The sequence below is a fragment of the Verrucosispora sp. WMMA2044 genome (assembly GCF_027497155.1).
Lineage (GTDB): Bacteria > Actinomycetota > Actinomycetes > Mycobacteriales > Micromonosporaceae > Micromonospora > Micromonospora palythoicola.
Genome location: NZ_CP114913.1, coordinates 1851662 through 1869238, shown reverse-complemented (window position 1 = coordinate 1869238; position 17577 = coordinate 1851662). Strand labels below are relative to the sequence as shown.

16 protein-coding genes are annotated in these 17577 nt (G+C 72.5%); 3 read left to right on the top strand and 13 right to left on the bottom strand.

What is annotated here, in order from left to right:
- Window positions 1-37: 37 nt before the first annotated feature.
- Entirely contained in the window at window positions 38-1036 is a 999-nt protein-coding gene (locus O3597_RS08340) for an RNA polymerase subunit sigma-70 (protein WP_281603743.1), read from the bottom strand.
- 185 nt (window positions 1037-1221) lie between these two features.
- Here O3597_RS08340 and O3597_RS08335 point away from each other — a divergent pair, with 185 nt between their 5' ends.
- The gene (locus O3597_RS08335; RefSeq protein WP_281603742.1) at window positions 1222-1776 is read left to right on the top strand and encodes a hypothetical protein; all 555 of its coding nucleotides are present in this window, start codon (window positions 1222-1224) and stop codon (window positions 1774-1776) included.
- Between the two features lie 37 nt (window positions 1777-1813).
- On the opposite strand, the gene O3597_RS08330 is transcribed toward O3597_RS08335, so the two are convergent.
- Together O3597_RS08330 and O3597_RS08325 are read right to left on the bottom strand one after the other, a co-directional pair.
- Window positions 1814-2581, bottom strand: coding sequence for a GNAT family N-acetyltransferase (locus O3597_RS08330; protein WP_281603741.1), 768 nt, complete (start codon window positions 2579-2581; stop codon window positions 1814-1816).
- Window positions 2582-2792: 211 nt separating this feature from the next.
- Complete coding sequence (locus tag O3597_RS08325; protein ID WP_166458961.1) at window positions 2793-2939, bottom strand: hypothetical protein; 147 nt, start codon at window positions 2937-2939, stop codon at window positions 2793-2795.
- A gap of 215 nt (window positions 2940-3154) precedes the next feature.
- Between O3597_RS08325 and O3597_RS08320 the strand changes: the two genes are divergently transcribed.
- Window positions 3155-4393 carry a serine hydrolase domain-containing protein gene (locus O3597_RS08320; protein WP_281603740.1) on the top strand — a complete coding sequence of 413 codons (1239 nt, stop codon included), beginning with the start codon at window positions 3155-3157 and terminating at the stop codon, window positions 4391-4393.
- 180 nt (window positions 4394-4573) lie between these two features.
- Window positions 4574-5770: an FAD-dependent oxidoreductase gene (locus O3597_RS08315; protein WP_281603739.1), complete on the top strand. Its 1197-nt coding sequence runs from the start codon at window positions 4574-4576 to the stop codon at window positions 5768-5770.
- A 19-nt stretch (window positions 5771-5789) separates the two neighbouring features.
- Here the strand turns inward: O3597_RS08315 and O3597_RS08310 are convergent, their stop codons facing one another.
- Genes O3597_RS08310 through O3597_RS08265 form a run of 10 tightly spaced genes read right to left on the bottom strand, consistent with a single transcriptional unit; the run spans window position 5790 to window position 17524 of the window.
- Window positions 5790-6362, bottom strand: a complete 573-nt coding sequence (locus tag O3597_RS08310) for a GNAT family N-acetyltransferase (RefSeq protein WP_281603738.1) — start codon at window positions 6360-6362, stop codon at window positions 5790-5792.
- Window positions 6359-8749 (bottom strand): ATP-binding cassette domain-containing protein, encoded by a 2391-nt coding sequence (locus O3597_RS08305; RefSeq protein WP_281603737.1) that lies wholly within the window; start codon window positions 8747-8749, stop codon window positions 6359-6361. The genes O3597_RS08310 and O3597_RS08305 overlap by 4 nt, the downstream gene beginning before the upstream one ends.
- On the bottom strand, window positions 8746-9690 hold the full coding sequence (locus O3597_RS08300; RefSeq protein ID WP_281603736.1) for an ABC transporter permease: 945 nt from the start codon (window positions 9688-9690) through the stop codon (window positions 8746-8748). The genes O3597_RS08305 and O3597_RS08300 overlap by 4 nt, the downstream gene beginning before the upstream one ends.
- Complete coding sequence (locus O3597_RS08295) at window positions 9687-11252, bottom strand: ABC transporter substrate-binding protein (RefSeq protein ID WP_281603735.1); 1566 nt, start codon at window positions 11250-11252, stop codon at window positions 9687-9689. The genes O3597_RS08300 and O3597_RS08295 overlap by 4 nt, the downstream gene beginning before the upstream one ends.
- Before the next feature lie 31 nt (window positions 11253-11283).
- Window positions 11284-12087, bottom strand: a complete 804-nt coding sequence (locus O3597_RS08290; protein WP_164449046.1) for a class I SAM-dependent methyltransferase — start codon at window positions 12085-12087, stop codon at window positions 11284-11286.
- Window positions 12084-13319 carry an MFS transporter gene (locus O3597_RS08285; RefSeq protein WP_281603734.1) on the bottom strand — a complete coding sequence of 412 codons (1236 nt, stop codon included), beginning with the start codon at window positions 13317-13319 and terminating at the stop codon, window positions 12084-12086. Before O3597_RS08285 ends, O3597_RS08290 begins: the two co-directional genes overlap by 4 nt.
- Complete coding sequence (locus O3597_RS08280) at window positions 13316-14338, bottom strand: enolase C-terminal domain-like protein (RefSeq protein WP_281603733.1); 1023 nt, start codon at window positions 14336-14338, stop codon at window positions 13316-13318. Before O3597_RS08280 ends, O3597_RS08285 begins: the two co-directional genes overlap by 4 nt.
- Window positions 14335-15411 (bottom strand): PLP-dependent cysteine synthase family protein, encoded by a 1077-nt coding sequence (locus tag O3597_RS08275; RefSeq protein ID WP_164449049.1) that lies wholly within the window; start codon window positions 15409-15411, stop codon window positions 14335-14337. Before O3597_RS08275 ends, O3597_RS08280 begins: the two co-directional genes overlap by 4 nt.
- Window positions 15405-16253 (bottom strand): DUF364 domain-containing protein, encoded by an 849-nt coding sequence (locus tag O3597_RS08270; RefSeq protein WP_281603732.1) that lies wholly within the window; start codon window positions 16251-16253, stop codon window positions 15405-15407. Before O3597_RS08270 ends, O3597_RS08275 begins: the two co-directional genes overlap by 7 nt.
- Window positions 16250-17524 (bottom strand): ATP-grasp domain-containing protein, encoded by a 1275-nt coding sequence (locus tag O3597_RS08265; RefSeq protein ID WP_281603731.1) that lies wholly within the window; start codon window positions 17522-17524, stop codon window positions 16250-16252. The genes O3597_RS08270 and O3597_RS08265 overlap by 4 nt, the downstream gene beginning before the upstream one ends.
- Window positions 17525-17577 lie beyond the last annotated feature (53 nt).

Genomic DNA, 17577 nt, shown 5'->3' with positions numbered 1-17577 from the left:
ACGCGGCCACGGCGTCCAGCCTGGTCCGGCAGACGGTTCATTCGGTGCCGTCGGCGGGCAGGCGGTCCGGTAGCCCGAGCCGCGGGAACTGGTCGTCGTGGAAGGTGACGATCTCGGCGATCGCCCCGCCGGTGACCCGCAGCACGTCGATGGTCAGCGGCAGGTACGCGCCCTCCCGCTTGCGCAGGTGGTAGAAGGCGACGGCGGGCTGCCGGTTCACCCGGGTCTCGACGGCGCGCAGGCCCGTCATGCCCACGAAGCCGCTGCTGATCCAGTCCTCGACCACCACGTCGCGGCCGACGTGCAGACCCGGGGTGGGTGGCATCGAGCAGCGCACGTCCTCGCGCAGCAGCGCGGCGAGACCGTCGATGTCGGTGGCCACGCTGGCCTCGGTGTAGCGGCGCACCAGCTCCCGCGTCCCGGCGTCCTCCCCACCGCCGGTCCAGTCCTGCCGCTCGGCGGGCAGATGCTCCCGCATGCCCGCGCGGGCCCGCTGCAGCGCGCTGTTCACCGAGTGGACCGAGTCGCCGAGCAGCTCCGCGACGTCCTTCGCCGGCCAGCCGACCACGTCCCGCAGGATCAGCACGGCCCGTGGGCGTGGCGCCAGGTGCTGGACCGCGACCAGGTACGCCAACTCGATCGTCTCCCGGGCGACGGCGACGACCTCCGGCTCGTCCTCGACGCCGGCGGCCAGCTCGTCGAGCAGCCGGTCCGGGTAGGGCTGCAACCACCGCATCTCGCCGCCGGACGCCGGCTCCGGGCGGCACCTGGCGAGCAGATCCAGGCAGGCGTTGGTGGCGATCCGGTACAGCCAGGCCCGGAACGTGGACCGACCCGCGAAGGTCTCCCGCCGCCGCCAGGCGCGCAGGAACGTCTCCTGCACGGTGTCCTCGGCATCCTCGAACGACCCGAGCATCCGGTAACAGTGCACGTGCAGTTCCCGCCGGTGCCGCTGCGCCAGCCCCGAGAATGCCGGCTCGTCGATGTCCCCCAGGCCGCCCACACCGAGCTCCTTCGGCCGCGTGTCCGCGTTCATCACGTCATCCTCACGTCGTCGTGTCCCGTCGTAGGTATGACGGGTACGAGCGCGACAACTCATCACCGGGCTCGGTCCGCGTGTCGCGGGGTCCGCGGTCCCTGGGTGGGAAGGGCTTGACGCGCCAACCGCCATGAAGCATCGTCGATTGACACTCTCGAATGCCTTGACCACGGGGAGCACTGATGAAGGCCTTCATCACCACCACCCTCGTCGCCGCTCTGCTGCTGCTGACCCCCGGCAGCGCGCCCGCCGACCAGCCGGCGGCCGACCCGTCCTGCACCGGCCAGATCCACCCGAACCCGGGGTTCGAGCGTGGCACCGACGGTTGGGAGGCCGGCCCCCGCATCGTCGTGCTCGGCGACACGACCCGCCCCGCGCGCACCGGTCGCGCGTACGCCACCTTCGGCGGGTTGGACGTGACCCGCTCCGACCTGCTGCGTACCACCGTCACGGTGCCGGCCAACTGCGACCTGACGGTCCGCTTCTGGGTCCGGACCATCACCACCGAGACCAGCCGCGGCGACTACCTGAACGTCGGGCTGGCGGTCACCGGGATTCCCCCGAAGACCCGGTTCTCGCCGGCCTTCGACGGCGGACCGGAGTGGCGACAGTACTCCATGTCAACCGGGATCGCGGCGACCGAGCGCACCGCCACGGTCAGCTTCTTCGCCAGCGAGACGGCCGGCAACGGAGCCACGGCCTTCGACGTCGACAACGTCACCTTCCGGTTGAGCTGACCGGGGCGTACGCCGGCTGGGCCTCGACCGGCGCGGGTCAGGCCGTCGAGGTCCGGCCGGCACCACCGAGGTCCAGGCGGTAGGTACGCACAGTGTCGCCGTCCGGTGTGGGTCGCGCCTGGCCCGCATCCCACCCCAGACGCTCGTAGAACCCGGTCGCCCCCAGAGGTCCGGTAGAGGTCTGCGCCTCGACCCACCTGGCACCGGTGCTGGCGACCAGCTCGACGAACCGCTCGGCCAGCAGCATTCCGACGCCGCTCTTGCGCCAGTCCGGTCGCACCGCCAGCGCGGTCATGACCGCCACCTGTGGTGCCGACACCGACTCGGCTCGCTCCCGGGAGCGCACGGCCGCCCGACGACGTGACACCCGACGGGCCCACGGCCGGAACCGGGTCCGCACGACACGCAGGGCGACCCGGGGCCGGAGAACCAGCGCGGCCAGGCCGGCGAGGGCGAGGGACGCCATGGCACGCCGGTCCCTCGCCAACTCGGCGGTGTACCCGGCATGATCGGCGGTGCCCAGCACGAACCCGACAATCTCGTCCTGCCGGGCAGCGGCGTCGATGACGACCACGCCCACCCCGTACCGCGATGTCAGGATCGTACGGTGCCAGCGACGCACGAAGCGGGCACCGAGCGACGGAAACAGCCCGATCGGAAGCAACTCGACATGGGCGCGGGACGTCGCCGGAAGATCCTCGCGTTCCGCCGGCCGCAGCACGAGCCGGTCCGCGGCGTGCTCAGGGGTCGACGGCGCGACGATACTCCACCGGAGATCGTCGAGAATGCCTCGCGGGATGCGCATGACCTCAGCCTCCCTTCGGCACCGTCTACCCGCTCAGGGCGACCGGACACAGGGGGACCGGGGACAGCCGGTCCCCGTTGGCTGAACCCAGATCAACAGTGTCCGTGGCAGACGGCCGGGTATCCGCAACCGGAGGCGCCCGGCGACGGGACGACCGGGCGCCGCAGACCGCGCCAGGCCGGCTCAGGTGCGCACCGACGACGTCCGGCACCTATTCGGTGATCACTGGCCAGGCATAGGCCAGCAGGGCGAACGCCGCTCCGAGCAGGGCGAGCGAGACACCCCGGGTGGAGATGGGCAGCGCGGCCAGCACGAGCAGGATGACCGCGACGACATAGAGGAATGCCTGTACCGACATGGTGTGTTCCTTCGGGGGTGGGACGATGGGCGGATCGCTCTCTACCCCCGGCGTCCGGGCCGCCAAACCCTTGCCTGCCCTGGCATCGTGCGTCGAGCGGTTGACCCCGGCTCGTGCCACGGTGGGAGGCGAGTCTCCCGCCTGAGCCGGATGTGTCCCACCCGGGTCCCGGCGAGCATGTCGGTATGTCGCGTACTCATCGGACACTGAAGATCGTGGCCACCAGCGTCGCGCTGGTGGCCACCATCGCCGTCGTACCCGCATCCGCCACCGCGCAGCCGGATTCCGCGGCGCGGCCGGCCACCGGCGGGCCGGATCGCGCCGCGTTGCGCGCCGCCCTCGCCGCGGTACCCGAAGCCGGCGCCCCGGGCGTGCTGGTCGCCGTGCGCGAGGGCCGGCGCGACTGGCGTGACGCCGCCGGCCAGGCCTACCTGACCAGACCTCAACCCATGCGGCCGCAGATGCGGCACCGGATCGGCAGCATCACCAAGACGTTCGTCGCCACCACCGTGCTCCAACTCGTCGACGAGGGCCGGTTGGGCCTGGACGACCCGATCGGGCGGTGGCTGCCCGACATCGTGCCGGACGAGCTCGGCACCGAGGTCACCGTCCGGATGCTGCTCAACCACACAAGCGGCATCGGCAACTACACCAACGCCATGATCAACTCGTACGCGGCGATCGACCAGATGCGGGTCACCACGTACGCTCCGGCCGACCTGGTGGCCATCGGCCTGGCCCTGCCACCGACAAACGCTCCCGGTGCCCGGTTCAGCTACTCGAACACCAACTACCTCCTGGCCGGACTGCTGATCGAGACGATCACCGGCAACGACGCGGCGGCCGAGGTCCAGCGGCGCATTCTGCGACCACTGAAACTCACCGACACGTTCTTCCCGGGCACCGACGCGCGGATCCGTGGCCCACACAGTGGCGCCTACTTCGCCCCGTTCGGAGTGCGTGATCTCAGCGAGTTCAACATGAGCTGGGCGTGGACGGCCGGCGAGATGATCGCCACCACGGCGGATCTGAACACCTTCTTCCGGGCACTGCTCGGCGGCGACCTGCTCAGCCCGGCCACTCTCGACGAGATGCTCACCGCCGTACCGATGCTGCCCGAACAGCCCGCCGCCGGCAGCTACGGTCTCGGCATCTACTCGCTGCCGACCCCGTGCGGCGAGTTCTGGGGCCACGACGGCGCGGTCATCGGCCACCTGACGATCTCACTGCACAGCCGCGACGGCGCCCGTCAGCTGTCGTCCGGCATCAACATCAGCCACTACCAGGTCGGCCTGCCCGATCCGCACCCGATCGACATCGCCTGGAACACGTTGCTGGGCACCGCGATCTGCCCGGCCGACGAGGCGGGCAGCCGTTCGGCAGTGACCATTGCGCCGTTGCCGAGCGTGACCCGGTTGCCGGGCAACAACGACGCGCCGGTGGCGGTGCCCTGACCCGAGTCCGCTCCTCGGTGATCCCCTGACGGCAGATCGGTCCGTCAGGGGATCACGCCGTTGCACCGCCGGCACAGCCCGGTCCGGACGGTGGCGGCCGGAGCCGGGAGAACCGCGACGGTCACATCCGGGGTTCTGTCGGTGTCCTGGGGGTGCAACCGTCCGCGAAGGGAGTCAGACATGGCAGCAGGAACCAGGGTGGTAGTGATCGGCGGCGGATTCGCCGGCGTGATGGCCGCCAATCGGCTGACGCAACGCGACGACGTCGCCGTCACCATGGTGAATCCACGGCCGGACTTCGTCATCCGGCTCCGGCTGCACCACGTGGTCGCCGGCGTCCACGACGCGGTCGCGCCGTACCGACAGGTGCTGGCCGAGGGCGTTCGGCTCGTCCAGGACACCGTCACGGCAGTCGACGCAGCTCAGCGCAGGGTGACGCTGCTGGGCGGCGGCACCCTCGGCTACGACTACCTCGTCTACGCGGCAGGCAGTGCGAGTGCCGAACCACGTGTTCCCGGCGCGGCCGAGTTCGCCCACCCGATGGCCACACTCGAGGCGGCGCGGCGGCTGCGTGCGATCCTCGACGACCGGCCTCCGGCGACCCCGGTGACTGTCGTCGGAGCCGGGCCCACCGGCATCGAAACCGCGGCCGAACTGGCCGAGCGGGGCCACCGGGTCAGTCTGGTCTGCGGGGACGCGCTCGGCGCGTACCTGCACCCGACGGCACGGCGTGCCGCCGCCAGGTCGCTCACCAGGATCGGCGTGGACGTCCTGGCCGGTCCCGGCACCGAGGTCACCGAGGTCACGCGGGACGCGGTGCGGCTCGAAGACGGTCGTACGCTGCCGAGTGCGATCACCGTCTGGACCGCGGGCTTCGGGGTGCCGGATCTGGCCACGCGCAGCGGGTTGCGGACCGACGCCATCGGACGCCTGATCACCGACGAGACGCTGACCAGCGTCGACGACGAGCGCATCGTCGCGGCCGGGGACTCGGCCGCGCCGTCCGGCGTGCCGTACCGGATGAGCGCGTACACGGCGATTTGCCTCGGCGCGCACGCCGCCGACACGGTACTGCGGCGCATCGCGGGCACCACCTGTGAACCGGCGAGTGTCTTCTTCGGCGCCATGTGCGTCGGCCTGGGCTCGCATGCCGGCATCTACCAGCTCGCCGGCCGCGACGACATCGCGAACAGGATGTTCGTCGGCGGCCGCCTCGGCGCGAGACTCAAGGCCCTCACCTACCGATTCGCCGTCGGGCACCTCACCCGGGAGGCCCGCAGGCCCGGATCGCACCGGTGGCTCGGCAACAACAGCCGTCGGCGGCTGCTTCAGGCCCAGCCGGGCCCGGGACCGGCCGCCGCCGAGCGCCCGGCGTAGCCCGGGTGCCCGATGGCGGCTACCGAGCGCGGCCGGGCAGGGCGATCTCGAAGTGCACGGTCCGGTACGTGTCGTCGTCGCCCGCACGCGGGTCGTGGACCGGCGTGGCCAGGCTCCGCCAGAACGGCTCGGCGCCGTCGACGCGCGGGTCCGTGTGCAGATAGAGCGCACGGTAGCGGGGCTGCCGGGTGACGAAGTCGACGGCGAGGCCGACGAGTGCCCGGGCGAGACCGCAGCGTCGGTGTTCCGGTCGGACGTAGACCCGGAACAGCTGCGCGGTGGTGTCGTCCGGGTAGCGCTGGGCGAGGAAGCCCGGGTGCGGTGGGCTCTTGGGCCCGCCGGCGCGTACCGCGGTGGTGCCGACGACCTCGTCGCCCTTGGTGGCGACGAACAGGGCGTGCCGCTCCGGCGCGAGGTAGGTGCCGTCCAGGTCGATGACATCCCGGTGCCAGTCGGGCCGGTAGCCGTAGCCGAAGTCGCGGTAGAAGGTGTCGAGCATGACGCCGCGGGCGCCGTCGAGGTGCCGGCGGTCGGCCGGCTGGACCTCGTACGGGCCGACGTTGTGCGGGTACTGCATGGTTCCTCCGGTCATGGGTTGGACGGTGCCGTGGCGGTCGCCGGGTCGATGTGCAGCAGCGCGCGGGTCAGCGGGTGGTGTGCGTGGTGGAGCAGGGCGTCGGCCGGGCCGCTGTCGACGACAACTCCGTCGTCGAGAACGACGATGTGGTCGGCGAGGTGAGCCACGACGTCGCGATCGTGGCTGATCACGACGACGGTCAGCCCGAGGTCGCGTCGCAGCTCGTCGAGGAGGGTGAGGATGCCGTGCCGGGTGATGCGGTCGAGCCCGGCGGTCGTCTCGTCGCAGATCAGCACGCGGGGTCCGCTGGCCAGCGCGCGGGCGAGCGCCGCGCGGTGCAGTTCGCCGCCGGAGAGCCGGTCGGGACGCCGAGTCGCGGTGTGTTGGGCCAGACCTACCCGGTCGAGCAGGTGCCGGGCGGTGTGGTGGGCCTGTTCCGGCGTGGCGTCGCGCAGGCGTCGCGCGGGCCTGCCGATCTGGTCCACCACCGGCCGGTAGGGGTCGAAGCTGGCCCGGGCGTCCTGGAAGACGTACTGGATGGCGCCGAGCTCGTGTGGCTGGCGTCGGTCGAGGTGCGCGGCGAGGCGCTGCCCGGCGAGGGACACCTGGCCGGTGTGGACCGGGTGCAGGCCGGCGATGCACCTGGCGAGGGTGGTCTTGCCACTTCCGGACCGGCCGACCACGGCCAGGCAGCGTCCGGCGGCCACGGCCAGGTTGACGTCGCGGAGCACGTCGCGCTGCCGACCGCCGTCGCGGTGGGCGGCGCTCAGGTTGGTGAGGCGTAGCAGCGACCGGTCCGGTCGGACCGTCGCCGGTGGCCGGGCCGGTGGTGTGGCGAGCAACTGCCCGGTGTGCCGGTGGCGCGGTACGGCGAGCACCTCGGTGGCCGGGCCGGATTCGACGGCGGCGCCTCGGTGCAGCACGAGGATCTGGTCGGCCACGGCCCTGACGAGGTGCAGGTCGTGGCTGAGCAGGATGACGGCGATGCCGGCGCGGGCGAGTTTCGTCAGCTCTGCGGCGACGGCGTCGCGGGTGAGCGCGTCCTGTCCGGTGGTGGGTTCGTCGGCGATGAGCAGGACGGCGTGGGCCAGCAGGGCGTGGGCGATGACGAGGCGTTGCTGCTGTCCGCCGGAGAGCTGGTGGGGAAAACGGCGCAGGAACCGGCGGTCGGTCGGCAGACTGACGCGTGCGAGGGTGGCCGCCACCGTACGTCCGCGGGCGCCGCGGCTGGCGCCGGGTGCCTGGTGCCGGGCGATCTCGTGGAGCACGGCACCGATGCGGCGTACGGGGTGCAGGGCGGCACCGGGTTGCTGAGGTACGTAGCCGACGGTGCCGGGTTCCGGCGGGCTGGCAGTCGTGACCGGCCGACCGGCCAGGGTGATGGAGCCGGTGTGGGTGACGCCGGGGGTCACCTCGCCGAGCAGGGCGCGGGCGGTGGTGGTCTTGCCGCTGCCGGATGCGCCGATGACGGCGAGGATCTCGCCGGCTCGCAGGCTGAAGGAGACGCCGTCGACAAGCGTCCGGTCGGCGGTCGTGGCCGCCAGCTCCCGCACCTGGAGGAGGGCGTCGGGCGCGTGCGCGCGGTCGCCGGTCGTGGCCGGTGCGGGTGGCGGTGCCGGGCTGGGGACGGCAGTGGTGTGCAGCATCCGATCGGTGACCAGGTTGAAGCCGACGGCCAGGCAGATGATGAGCGCGGCCGGCACGGCGACGGACCAGGGTTGCAGGAACAGGCCGGTGCGATTGCGGTCCACCATGACGGCCCAGTCCGCGGCGTCGGGTGCCACGCCGATGCCCAGGAAGCTGGCGGTGGCCACCAGGTAGATGGCGCCGATGAACCGGACTCCGGCGTCGGCCAGCAGGACCCGGCGGATGCCGGTGCCGACGTAGCCGGGACCACGTCGCCACCAGGTCTCGCGGTACAGGCGCATCGCCTCCATGGCCGGCCCGTGGGCCAGCGGCAGCGCGGCGGCCCGGGTGATCCGGGTGATCTCCGGCAGCCCGATCAGCGCGACGATCCCGACGAGGGTGAGCGGGCCGGGCGGCGCGGTGGCGGCCAGCAGGATCAGCAGCAGCAGCGACGGCACCGCCAGCGCCAGGTCCAGGGGGCGCATGAGCAGCTCGTCGACCCACCGGCGGCGGGTGGCGGCGGCCAGCAGACCGGCCGGCACGCCGAGGAGGTAGGCCAGCAACGTCGCGCTGACGGCGACCACGACGACGGACCGGCCGCCGAGCAGGACCTGCCGCGCCACGTCACGGCCGATGAAGTCGGTGCCCAGCAGGCCGTCGTCGGCGAACGGGAACGTGCGCTCACCCGGCTCGCCGGCCAACCACGGGCCGGTCACGGCCAGCGCGAGCGGCACCGCCAGCAGCACCGCTCCGGTCAGGGTGCGCAGCCGCCTCACCGCACGCCCCCGGTGCGGGGTGCGAGACGGAACGCCACCAGGTCGGCGACCAGGTTCACCACCACGGTGGTGACGGCCACGAGGACGCACAGCGCCTGCACGGTGGGGATGTCGCGGGTGGACACCGCGTCGACGAGGGCGGTGCCGAGTCCGGGGATGACGAACACCGCCTCGACGACGATGACGCCGCCGAGCAGCCAGTCGGTGGTCCGGGCGAGCTGCTGCACCACCGGCGCCAGCGCGCCGGGGAGCGCGTGACGAAGCCAGAGCCGGCTGCCGGTGATGCCGAGCCGTCGGGCGTGGCGCACGTGCTCGCCGCGCAGGGCGTCGAGCATGCCGGCACGGGTGAGGCGGCTGATGGTGCAGATCGGCCTAGCGAGCAGCACCAGCAGCGGCAACACGAGCACGGCCGGTCGGGCGAGCAGGTCGGCACCGAACGCGGTGGGTGGCAGCCAGCCGAGTTGGACGCCGAAGACGGCGATGAGCAGGATCGCCAGGGCGAACTCGGGTACCGCGTACAGCGCGACCGACACCGCGGACACCACCCGGTCCAGTCGCCCGCCTTCCCGGCGGGCGGCCAGCATGCCCAGTGCGACGGCGAGCGGTACCAGCACGAGCAGAGTGACCGCCGCCAGCAGCAGGGTGGCGGCCGCACTGTCGGCGAGCCGTTCGACGATCGGCCGCTGCGAGATCAGCGAGACGCCGAGGTCGCCCCGGAGCAGGTCGGTCAGCCAGTCGAGGTAGCGCTGCCAGGCCGGCTGGTCGAGGTCCAGTTGCGCCCGGATCGCGGCGATGCGGGCCGGGTCGGGATGGTCGCCGGCGATCACCACGGCGGCGTCACCGGGCAGCGCCTCGGTGAGCACGAACACGATCGTGGTGATCCCGGCGACCTGCCCCAGGCCGAGCAGCAGCCGCCCGGCGGCGTAGCGGGGCAGACTCACCCCAGCCAGACCTTGTCGAAGCGGGCCCAGTCGAGGGTGTTGGCCGGGGCGTCGGCGGACACCCCACCGACGCGGGGCGCGGTGGCGACGAGGAAGTCCGCGAAGCCCCAGATCAGGAATCCGCCCTCGGCGTGCAGGGTGCGCTGCATGTCCCCGTACGCCTGCCGGCGGGTCGCCTCGTCGGCGCTGGAGACGGCCTTGGTGTAGAGGGCGTCGAACTCGGGTCGGGCCCACCGGGTGGCGTTGGTGGTGGAGTTGGTGAGCAGCCGCTGGGAGATGTGCGTTTCGATGGGCATGGCACCGGAGCGGTACGAGGCCAGCACACCGGAGTTGAGGATGTCCTTCCAGTAGGTGTCCTTGTTGCCCAGTGCGGGTTCGATGACGAGCCCGACCTGCTTGGCCTGCTCGGCGAGAACGCTGGCGGCCTCGACGAAACCACTGGCCACCGACGCGGTGTCGAGCGGGATCCGCAGGCCCTTGGCGCCGGCCTTGTCGACGAGGAACCGGGCCCGGTCGAGATCGGGGGTGCGCTGGGGGATGTCGTCGGCGTAGTACTGGTAGCCCTTGCCGAACAGGTCGTTGCCGACCTGCCCGGAACCGGCGAGGACGGTGTCGACCAGCTGTTGGCGGTCGGTGAGCAGGAACATGGCCTCGCGCAGGTCGCGGTTGTCGAACGGCGGCCGGTCGACCTTCATGGCGAGCGACTGCATGGTGCTGTTCGGCATCCGGGTGACGGCCATCCGGCCACCGTCGGCGTGGGTACGGGCGGTTGTGGGGGTGATGTCGTGCGCGTAGTCCACCTGCCCGGCGAGCAGGGCGTTGACCCGGGCCGATTCCTCGTTGCTGATCAGGTACTCCAGCTCGTCGAGGTGCGCGGCGCCTTCCCAGTAGCCGTCGTACCGCTTGAGCAGCAGCGACCGGCCGGGCTGCCAGGAGTCGAAGGTGAACGGTCCGGAGCCGACGGGCCGCTCGAAGCTGTCGGCGTCCTGCGGGACGATGTACGCGCCGAACGCGGCCAACGCGTTGGGGAACTCGGCGAAGGGCCGCTTGAGGACCAGTTCCAGGGTGCGTTCGTCGACGGCGCGGCTGTTGGGCAGGTCGAGCAGGTCGAGGCTGGCCTTGGCACGGAACGCCCGCTTCGGGTCGGTGATCCTGGCATAGCTGTAGAGCACGTCGGCGGCGCGGACCGGCCTGCCGTCGTGGAACGTGGCCTGCCGCAGGGTGATCCGCCAGCGGGTGAGGTCGCTGCTGGGCTCCCAGCGTTCGGCGAGACGAGGTTGGATGGAGACGTCCGGGCCGTAGTCGGCGAGCTTGTCGAACATCGCCTTGGCGCGCGACGCCTCGTTGAACAGGTTCGCCAGGTGCGGGTCCAGCGTCTCGTTGACACCGCCGCCGGCGAACGCCGCCCGCAACCTACCGCCACGCCGGGGCTGTCCGGCCGAGGTGCCGGCCGGGTCCCCGCTCGGGCCGCAGCCGGTCAGCAGGGCGGCGGAGACGGCGGCGGCGCCGCCGAGCAGGCCGCGGCGCGACACGCGCGGCACGGCGACTGACTGATGGAACATAATGGATTTCCTTTCGATGCACAGGTGAGCGTTACGCCGCGTCGTCGCGGCGGCGGGCGACCAGGTGCAGCCGGTCGCCGGACAGGACGTCCGACAGCGCCGCTGCCGGATGCCAGGGCGGGTCGGTACGGGGGCCGGGCGTGTCGAACAGGGCCACGACGTCGAACCCGGCGGTGGCGAGCAGGTGCCGTAGCTCGGCGGGGAACAGCAGCCGCCAGGCCGAGGTCTGCACCAGCGGTCGCGGGCAGGCCGGCCAGGTCCAGACGCGTTCGCGGCGCAGCAACTGCTCCCGGTGGTCGATCCACAACCGGGTCGCCGAGGTGTACGTGACGGCGCGCCAGGTCACGGTGCGGGTGCGGATGCCGTCGAGCAGTTCGGTGTTGCCGAGGAAGAACGCACCGTTGCGCATCTCCGCCAGCAGCAACCCACCGGGGCGCAGGTGCCGGTGGCAGCGCCCCAGGAACGCGGTCAGGTCGGCGTTGCGGTGGCAGTACAGCAACGCACTGTCCAGGCAGGTGATGACGTCGAAGCGGTCGGCCAGGTCGAAGGTGCGCAGGTCGGCGTGGACGAACCGGACGGCGGGATGGCGGCGCCGCGCGTGGGTCAGCATCGGCAGCGACGTGTCCAACCCGGTGGCGGTGTAGCCGAGGGTCGCCAGGTGCCCGGCGTCGCGGCCGGTGCCGCATCCGACGTCGAGCAACCGGGGCGTGGCGACGACGCGGTCGGCGAAGCGGCGGACGAGGTCGTCGACGAAGCGGGCGGCGAGGTGCTCCGGGTCGGGGAACTGCTGCTCGTACAGCTCCGGGTTGTCGGTGAGGAAGTTCTGGCCGTTCACGACACAGCCACCGGCGCCGTAGCCGCTGCGGGCGTGAGCAGGCCGCCACGGCGCAGCAGCCACACCGCGCCGGCCGACGCCAGCCCGACGCCGGCGGTGAGCAGCCACGCCGTGGTGGGCACGCCGGTGGAGCTGCCCACCGCCGCGCCGACGGCGGCGGTGCAGCCGGCGGCGAGAATTCCGGATACCAGGTAGAACAGGCCGAAATAAGTGCCGGTCAGTCGCTGTCCGGCGAAGGCGGGGATCAGCTCCAGGACGAACGGCTGGGTGATCATCACCCCGACGGTGAGCAGGACGGCAGCGGCCAGCACGGGCAGCAGTCGCAACACCGGTGGTGCCGAGTCCACCCGCAGCAGCGGCAGCAGGAAACCGGCTCCCATGACGGCCATGCCGGCGGTGATGCTCGCGCCACGGCTGACGCGGCGATGCAGCCAGCCGGTCAGGGGCAGTTGCAGGGTGAGGGTCACGACAGTGGAGACGACGAACAGCACGGCCACCGCCACGGGCTGCCCGGTGACGTGTTCCGCCTGCATCGGCAGGATCAGGTACAGCTGGGTCTGCAAGGTGAACATGCCGGCCAGCGCCGTGCTGAACGCCAGGAACCGGCGGTCGGTGACGGCGGTGCGCCAGTCGTGCCAGACGGTGGCCTCGCTGGCGGTCACCGGTTGGGCGGGCAGCCACACCGCCTGCGCCACGGTGAGCGCGGCGAACACCGCCGCGGCGCTCAGCGCGGCAGCCCGGAAGTCGACGAGCAGCAGTGCGGCCCCGAGCAGTGGTCCGAGCAGCGCGCCGGCGCTGGCGAACACGTTGAACAACGCGAACGCCTCGGCGCGCCGGTCGGCGGCGGCCTGCGCCACGTAGCTGCGAACGGCCGGGTTGAACAACGCCCCGGCCAACCCGGACAGGATCGACGCGGCCAGCAGCGACGGCAGCGAGGTGCTGAAGGCGAACAGTCCGAAGCCGACGGCCCGCATGGCGCAGCCGGCGATGATGACGCCACGGGCACCGAGCCGGTCGGCGGCCGAGCCGCCCAGCAGGAACAGCCCCTGCTGGCTGAGGTTCCGCACGCCGAGCACGATGCCGATCACGGCGGCGGACAGACCGACGTCGTCGGCCAGATGAGCGGCGAGGTAGGGCAGCAGGAGGTAGAAGCCGACGTTGACGCCGAACTGGTTGACCACCAGCAGCCGGATCGGCAGCGGAAAGCTGCGCAGGGTGGCCCACGTGCTCATCGGGCCGCCCGCACGCCGAGGCCGGGTTCGTCGGTCAGCCGCAGGACACCGTCGTGGCCGTCGATACCGGTCCACGGGTCGTCGGTGAGCAGCAGGTGTCCGTCCAGGTCGATCCAGCGGGCTTCGCCGGTGAGGTGCACCGCCGGCGCGATGCCCAGCGAGCTGGCCACCAGGCACCCCAGCATGAGATCCATGCCGTACCCGCGGGCCGTGGCGGCGATCCGCGTTGCGGCGTGGATACCGCCGCACTTCGCGATCTTGACGTTGACGCCGGCGACCGCGCCCGCGAGGGCGTCGAGATGCGCCACGGTGGCGGCGTCCTCGTCGGCGATGACCGGCACCTCGGAGCGGGCGCTGATCCAGGCGAGCAGCCGCGGTGAGCCGGGCGCGATGGGTTGTTCGACGGCGTCTATGCGGTGCGGCCGGAGCGTGTCGAGCAGCCGCACGGTCTGCTCCGGTGTCCAGGCGCCGTTGGGATCGAGCACCAGCCGGGCCTGCGGCATGGCGGCCCGTACGGCGGCGATCCGGTCCGGGTCAGCGGCGTCACCGCACTTGACCTTGACGAGCTGGAAGCCGCGCCGAGCCAGCGCCGCAGCGGTGGCCGCAGCGTCCTCCGGCCCGACCAGGCCGATGGTGTGGGCCGTGGGCACCGGGGAGAAATCCGGCCGGCCGAGCCACTGGTACACCGGCATCCCGGCGCGACGACCCAGCAGGTCGTGGACGGCCGCGTCCAGGGCCGCCAGCACCCCGGCGGGCAGTTCGGCGGCGAGCGCGGGCAGCTCCGCGAGCAGCGTCTCGGGTTCGCCGTAGCCGGACACCCGCTGGCCGATACCGGCCAGCAGATCGAGGATCGCGGCCCGGTCGAGGCCGTAGTAGGCGCTGGTGACGACCTCGCCGTGGCCGGTGACGCCGTCGTGGGACAGGTCGACCTGGACGGCGTCACGGCCCGACATCGTCGAGCGGGAGATCCGCAACGGCTCACGGAGCCGCAGCGGGTAACTGCGCCAGTCGAGTCTCATGCCGGCACCGCCAGCCGGCGCAACGGGTCGAGGACGGTCCGGCAGCGACTCCACCGGGTGACCTCGACGGCGTTCGGGTGGGGGATCTCGATCGGGTGACCCGGAGCGGGACCGAACAGCCCGTGCGCGGCGCAGTACGCGTCGTCGAAGATCGAGTCGAGGTAGCGGTGCGGGCCGTCCGGGAAGACCGTGACCACCCGGGCGCCGGGCTGCATGCGGCTGATCCACGCGGCGACCCGGGCGACGGCGCCGGTGCTCCAACCGCCGGTGACGAAGGCTGACCGGGCCAGCCGGCGGCAGGTGTCCACCGCCTCCACCGGGCCGACCCAGTGCACCTCGTCGAAGGCGGTGTAGTCGACGTTGCGGGGAAAGATGCTGCTGCCCAGCCCGCGCATGAGCCGTGGTCGCGCGGGCTGTCCGAAGATCGTCGATCCGACGGTGTCGACGCCGACGAGCCGCAGCCGTGGCCAGTGCCGCCGCAGCGCCCGGGCCAGGCCGGCGCTGTGCCCGCCGGTGCCGACGCTGCACACCAGCACGTCGACGGCCTCGACCTGCCCGCTCAGTTCGGCGGCGAGGGCGTGGTATCCGGCGACGTTGTCCGGGTTGTGGTACTGATCGGGCCAGTAGGCGTCCGGGGTGCGCGCCAGGATCTCGTGCAGTCGATCCAGGCGGGCCTGTTGCCACCCGCCGACCGGGTGCGGCCGGTCGACCTGCTCGACCACCGCCCCGTACGCGGTCAGCAGCGCCCGCATCGGTCGCTCGATCTCGCGGTCCACCACCAGGACGACCGGGTGGCCCAGTGCCTGGCCGGCGAACGCCAGCCCGACGCCGAGGGTGCCGCTCGTGGACTCCACCACGGTGGCTCCCGGCCGCAGGTCGCCGCGCTGCCGGGCGGCCTGGAGCATGGCCACGGCGGCGCGGGCCTTCATCCCGCCGGGACTCAGATACTCCACCTTGGCGTGGAAGCCGCCGTGCGGGTGCGGCAGCGGGGTGTCGACGAACGCCACCGGGGAGCGGCCCAGCAGACCCAACAGATGCGGTGCGCACGTCGTCGGCGCGGGGTCGGTCAGCATGACGGCCTGCCGGCGGCGCGGTAGCGGTACAGCGTCGTCGGTCCACCGTCGAGCCAGAAGAACGGGTACGGTTCGGCGGACACGGCGCTGAGGCCGGCGCCGAGGAGACAGGGCAGGACGGCGCTGCCGGTCTGTGCGAAGGCCACCATCGGTTTGCCGGTGGCGCGCGCGTGCCGCAGCAGCGGCTCGAAGGTGCCGTTGCCCAGCGTCATGCCGGACACCAGCAGCGCGTCGCAGCGGTCCAGCAGGGCGGCGGCGTCCGGCAGGCACGGCTCGTCCCATTCGGTGCTGCCGCCCGCCAGATCGCAGGGCAGGTAGCTGAGGCCGCGCTGGCGCAGCTGCCCGAGCAGGGAGTTGACCACACCGACGACCAGGACGTGCTGTCCCGGGGTCACCGCCAGCAGGTCCACGACCGCGGCGGCCCTGGCGGTCGACTTGGCCAGCGAGGTGCCGGCGGGGATGGTGACCGCGTCGTCGGCGGTGCGCGCGTGCGGACGGGCGGCGGCGAGGTAGGCGTCCAGGGCCGCGACGCGGACCGCCGGCACCGGGTGGTTGAGCAGCTCCGCGACGCTGCGGCCCACGCAGTCGTACGCGACGTCGTCGGTCAGCTCGTCCGGCTCCGTCGCGCAGGATCCGACGGTGGCGTCCACCCGCAGACTCAGCACCTGGTTGCGGTAGCTGCGGTCGCGCCCGGCGTGCCGGGCACCCTGCCGGGTGGTGAACGCGACGCTCACCTGCTCGGTGGTCGGGTCGGGACCGAGACGGCCCGCGCTGACGGCTTCGATCAGGTCCGTCACCGACGTGAACGGCGCACCGGTCCCCACCGGTGCCGGTGTCGTCACGCCAGCGCTCCGACGAACTCGTCGGCGTAGCGCACCCGCAGGCCGGCGACCAGTTCCTCGGCCCGGGCGCGGGCGCCGAGGCCGGTGGTGTCCACGGTCATGACGTGGCCGAGGTAGGTGTTGTTGCTCACCGCGTCGCCGGTGCGGTGCCCGGCGGGCTTCACCGCCCAGTCGACGACGTCGGGCGCCCCGGCGAGTGTGGCGTCACCGTCGATCCCGGCGACGATGCCGGCGCGGGGCGGCAGCAGGAACGAGATGGCCGCGCTACGTACGCCCGTGTCGACCACCGTGACGTCCGGCTGTTCACCGAGGGCGAGCTGGGTGTACACCATGGGCAGGTCCACCCCGGTCCCCCGCCGCACCAACTCGGTGATCTGGTTGCCCGCGGGCCGAGGGTTGATCTCCACCACCCGGGGCCCGGCCGCCGTGAGCCGCAGCTCGGTGTGCGCCACCCCTCGGTCGAACCCGACCGCGGCCAGGGCGGCGACCGCCATGTCGCACACCGCGGCGACCGTCGCGGCGTCCAGCGCGGCGGGGAACATGTGTCCCGTCTCGACGAACCACGGTTCGCCGGCCAGGCTCTTGTCCGTCACGCCGAGCACCGTCGTGGCGCCGTCGACGGTGACGGTTTCGACGCTGACCTCCGGCCCGACCAGCACCTCCTCCAGCAGCACCTGCGGTGCGCGCCGCTGGCCACGCGCGTTGACCGGGAACGCGTCGAGGGCGTCGAAGGCCTCGCGCAGTTCGGTCGGGTCGGTCACCAGCCGGACGAGCATCCCGGCGCACAGGTCGACCGGCTTGACCACCAGCGGAAAGCCCAACGCACGCGCGGCGGCCTGCGCTGCCGGCCAGTCCTCGGCGACCGCGAACGCCGGACCGGGCAGGCCGGCCACCCGCATCCGGTGCCGTGCCAGGTCCTTGCGGCAGGCGTGCTCGACGGCCTCCGGCCGGGCACCCGGCAGACCCAGGTGCGCGGCCAGCCGGGCAACCGCGCCGAGGTAGTAGTCGCAGGAGGTGACGACCCCGTCGAAGCGCAGCACCTCGTGCAGTCGCTGGACCTGGGGCAGCAGCATGGCCGGGTCGTTGGTCTCGGCGGTGAGCACGTTGTCCGCGGTGAGCAGCGGGTGCACCCCGTCGCCGCTGTCCTGGCGCAGGTAGTGGTGCAGGTTCCTGGTGAGGAAGGTGAACCGGTGTCCTGCTTCCCGGATCGCCCGGGGCAGCAGGGTGCTCATCGCACCGACCCAGCTCTCGACCATCAGCACATGTCCCACCGCGCACTCCCGATGTTCAGGGGATCCCCGACCACCAGACGATAACGGTTGTC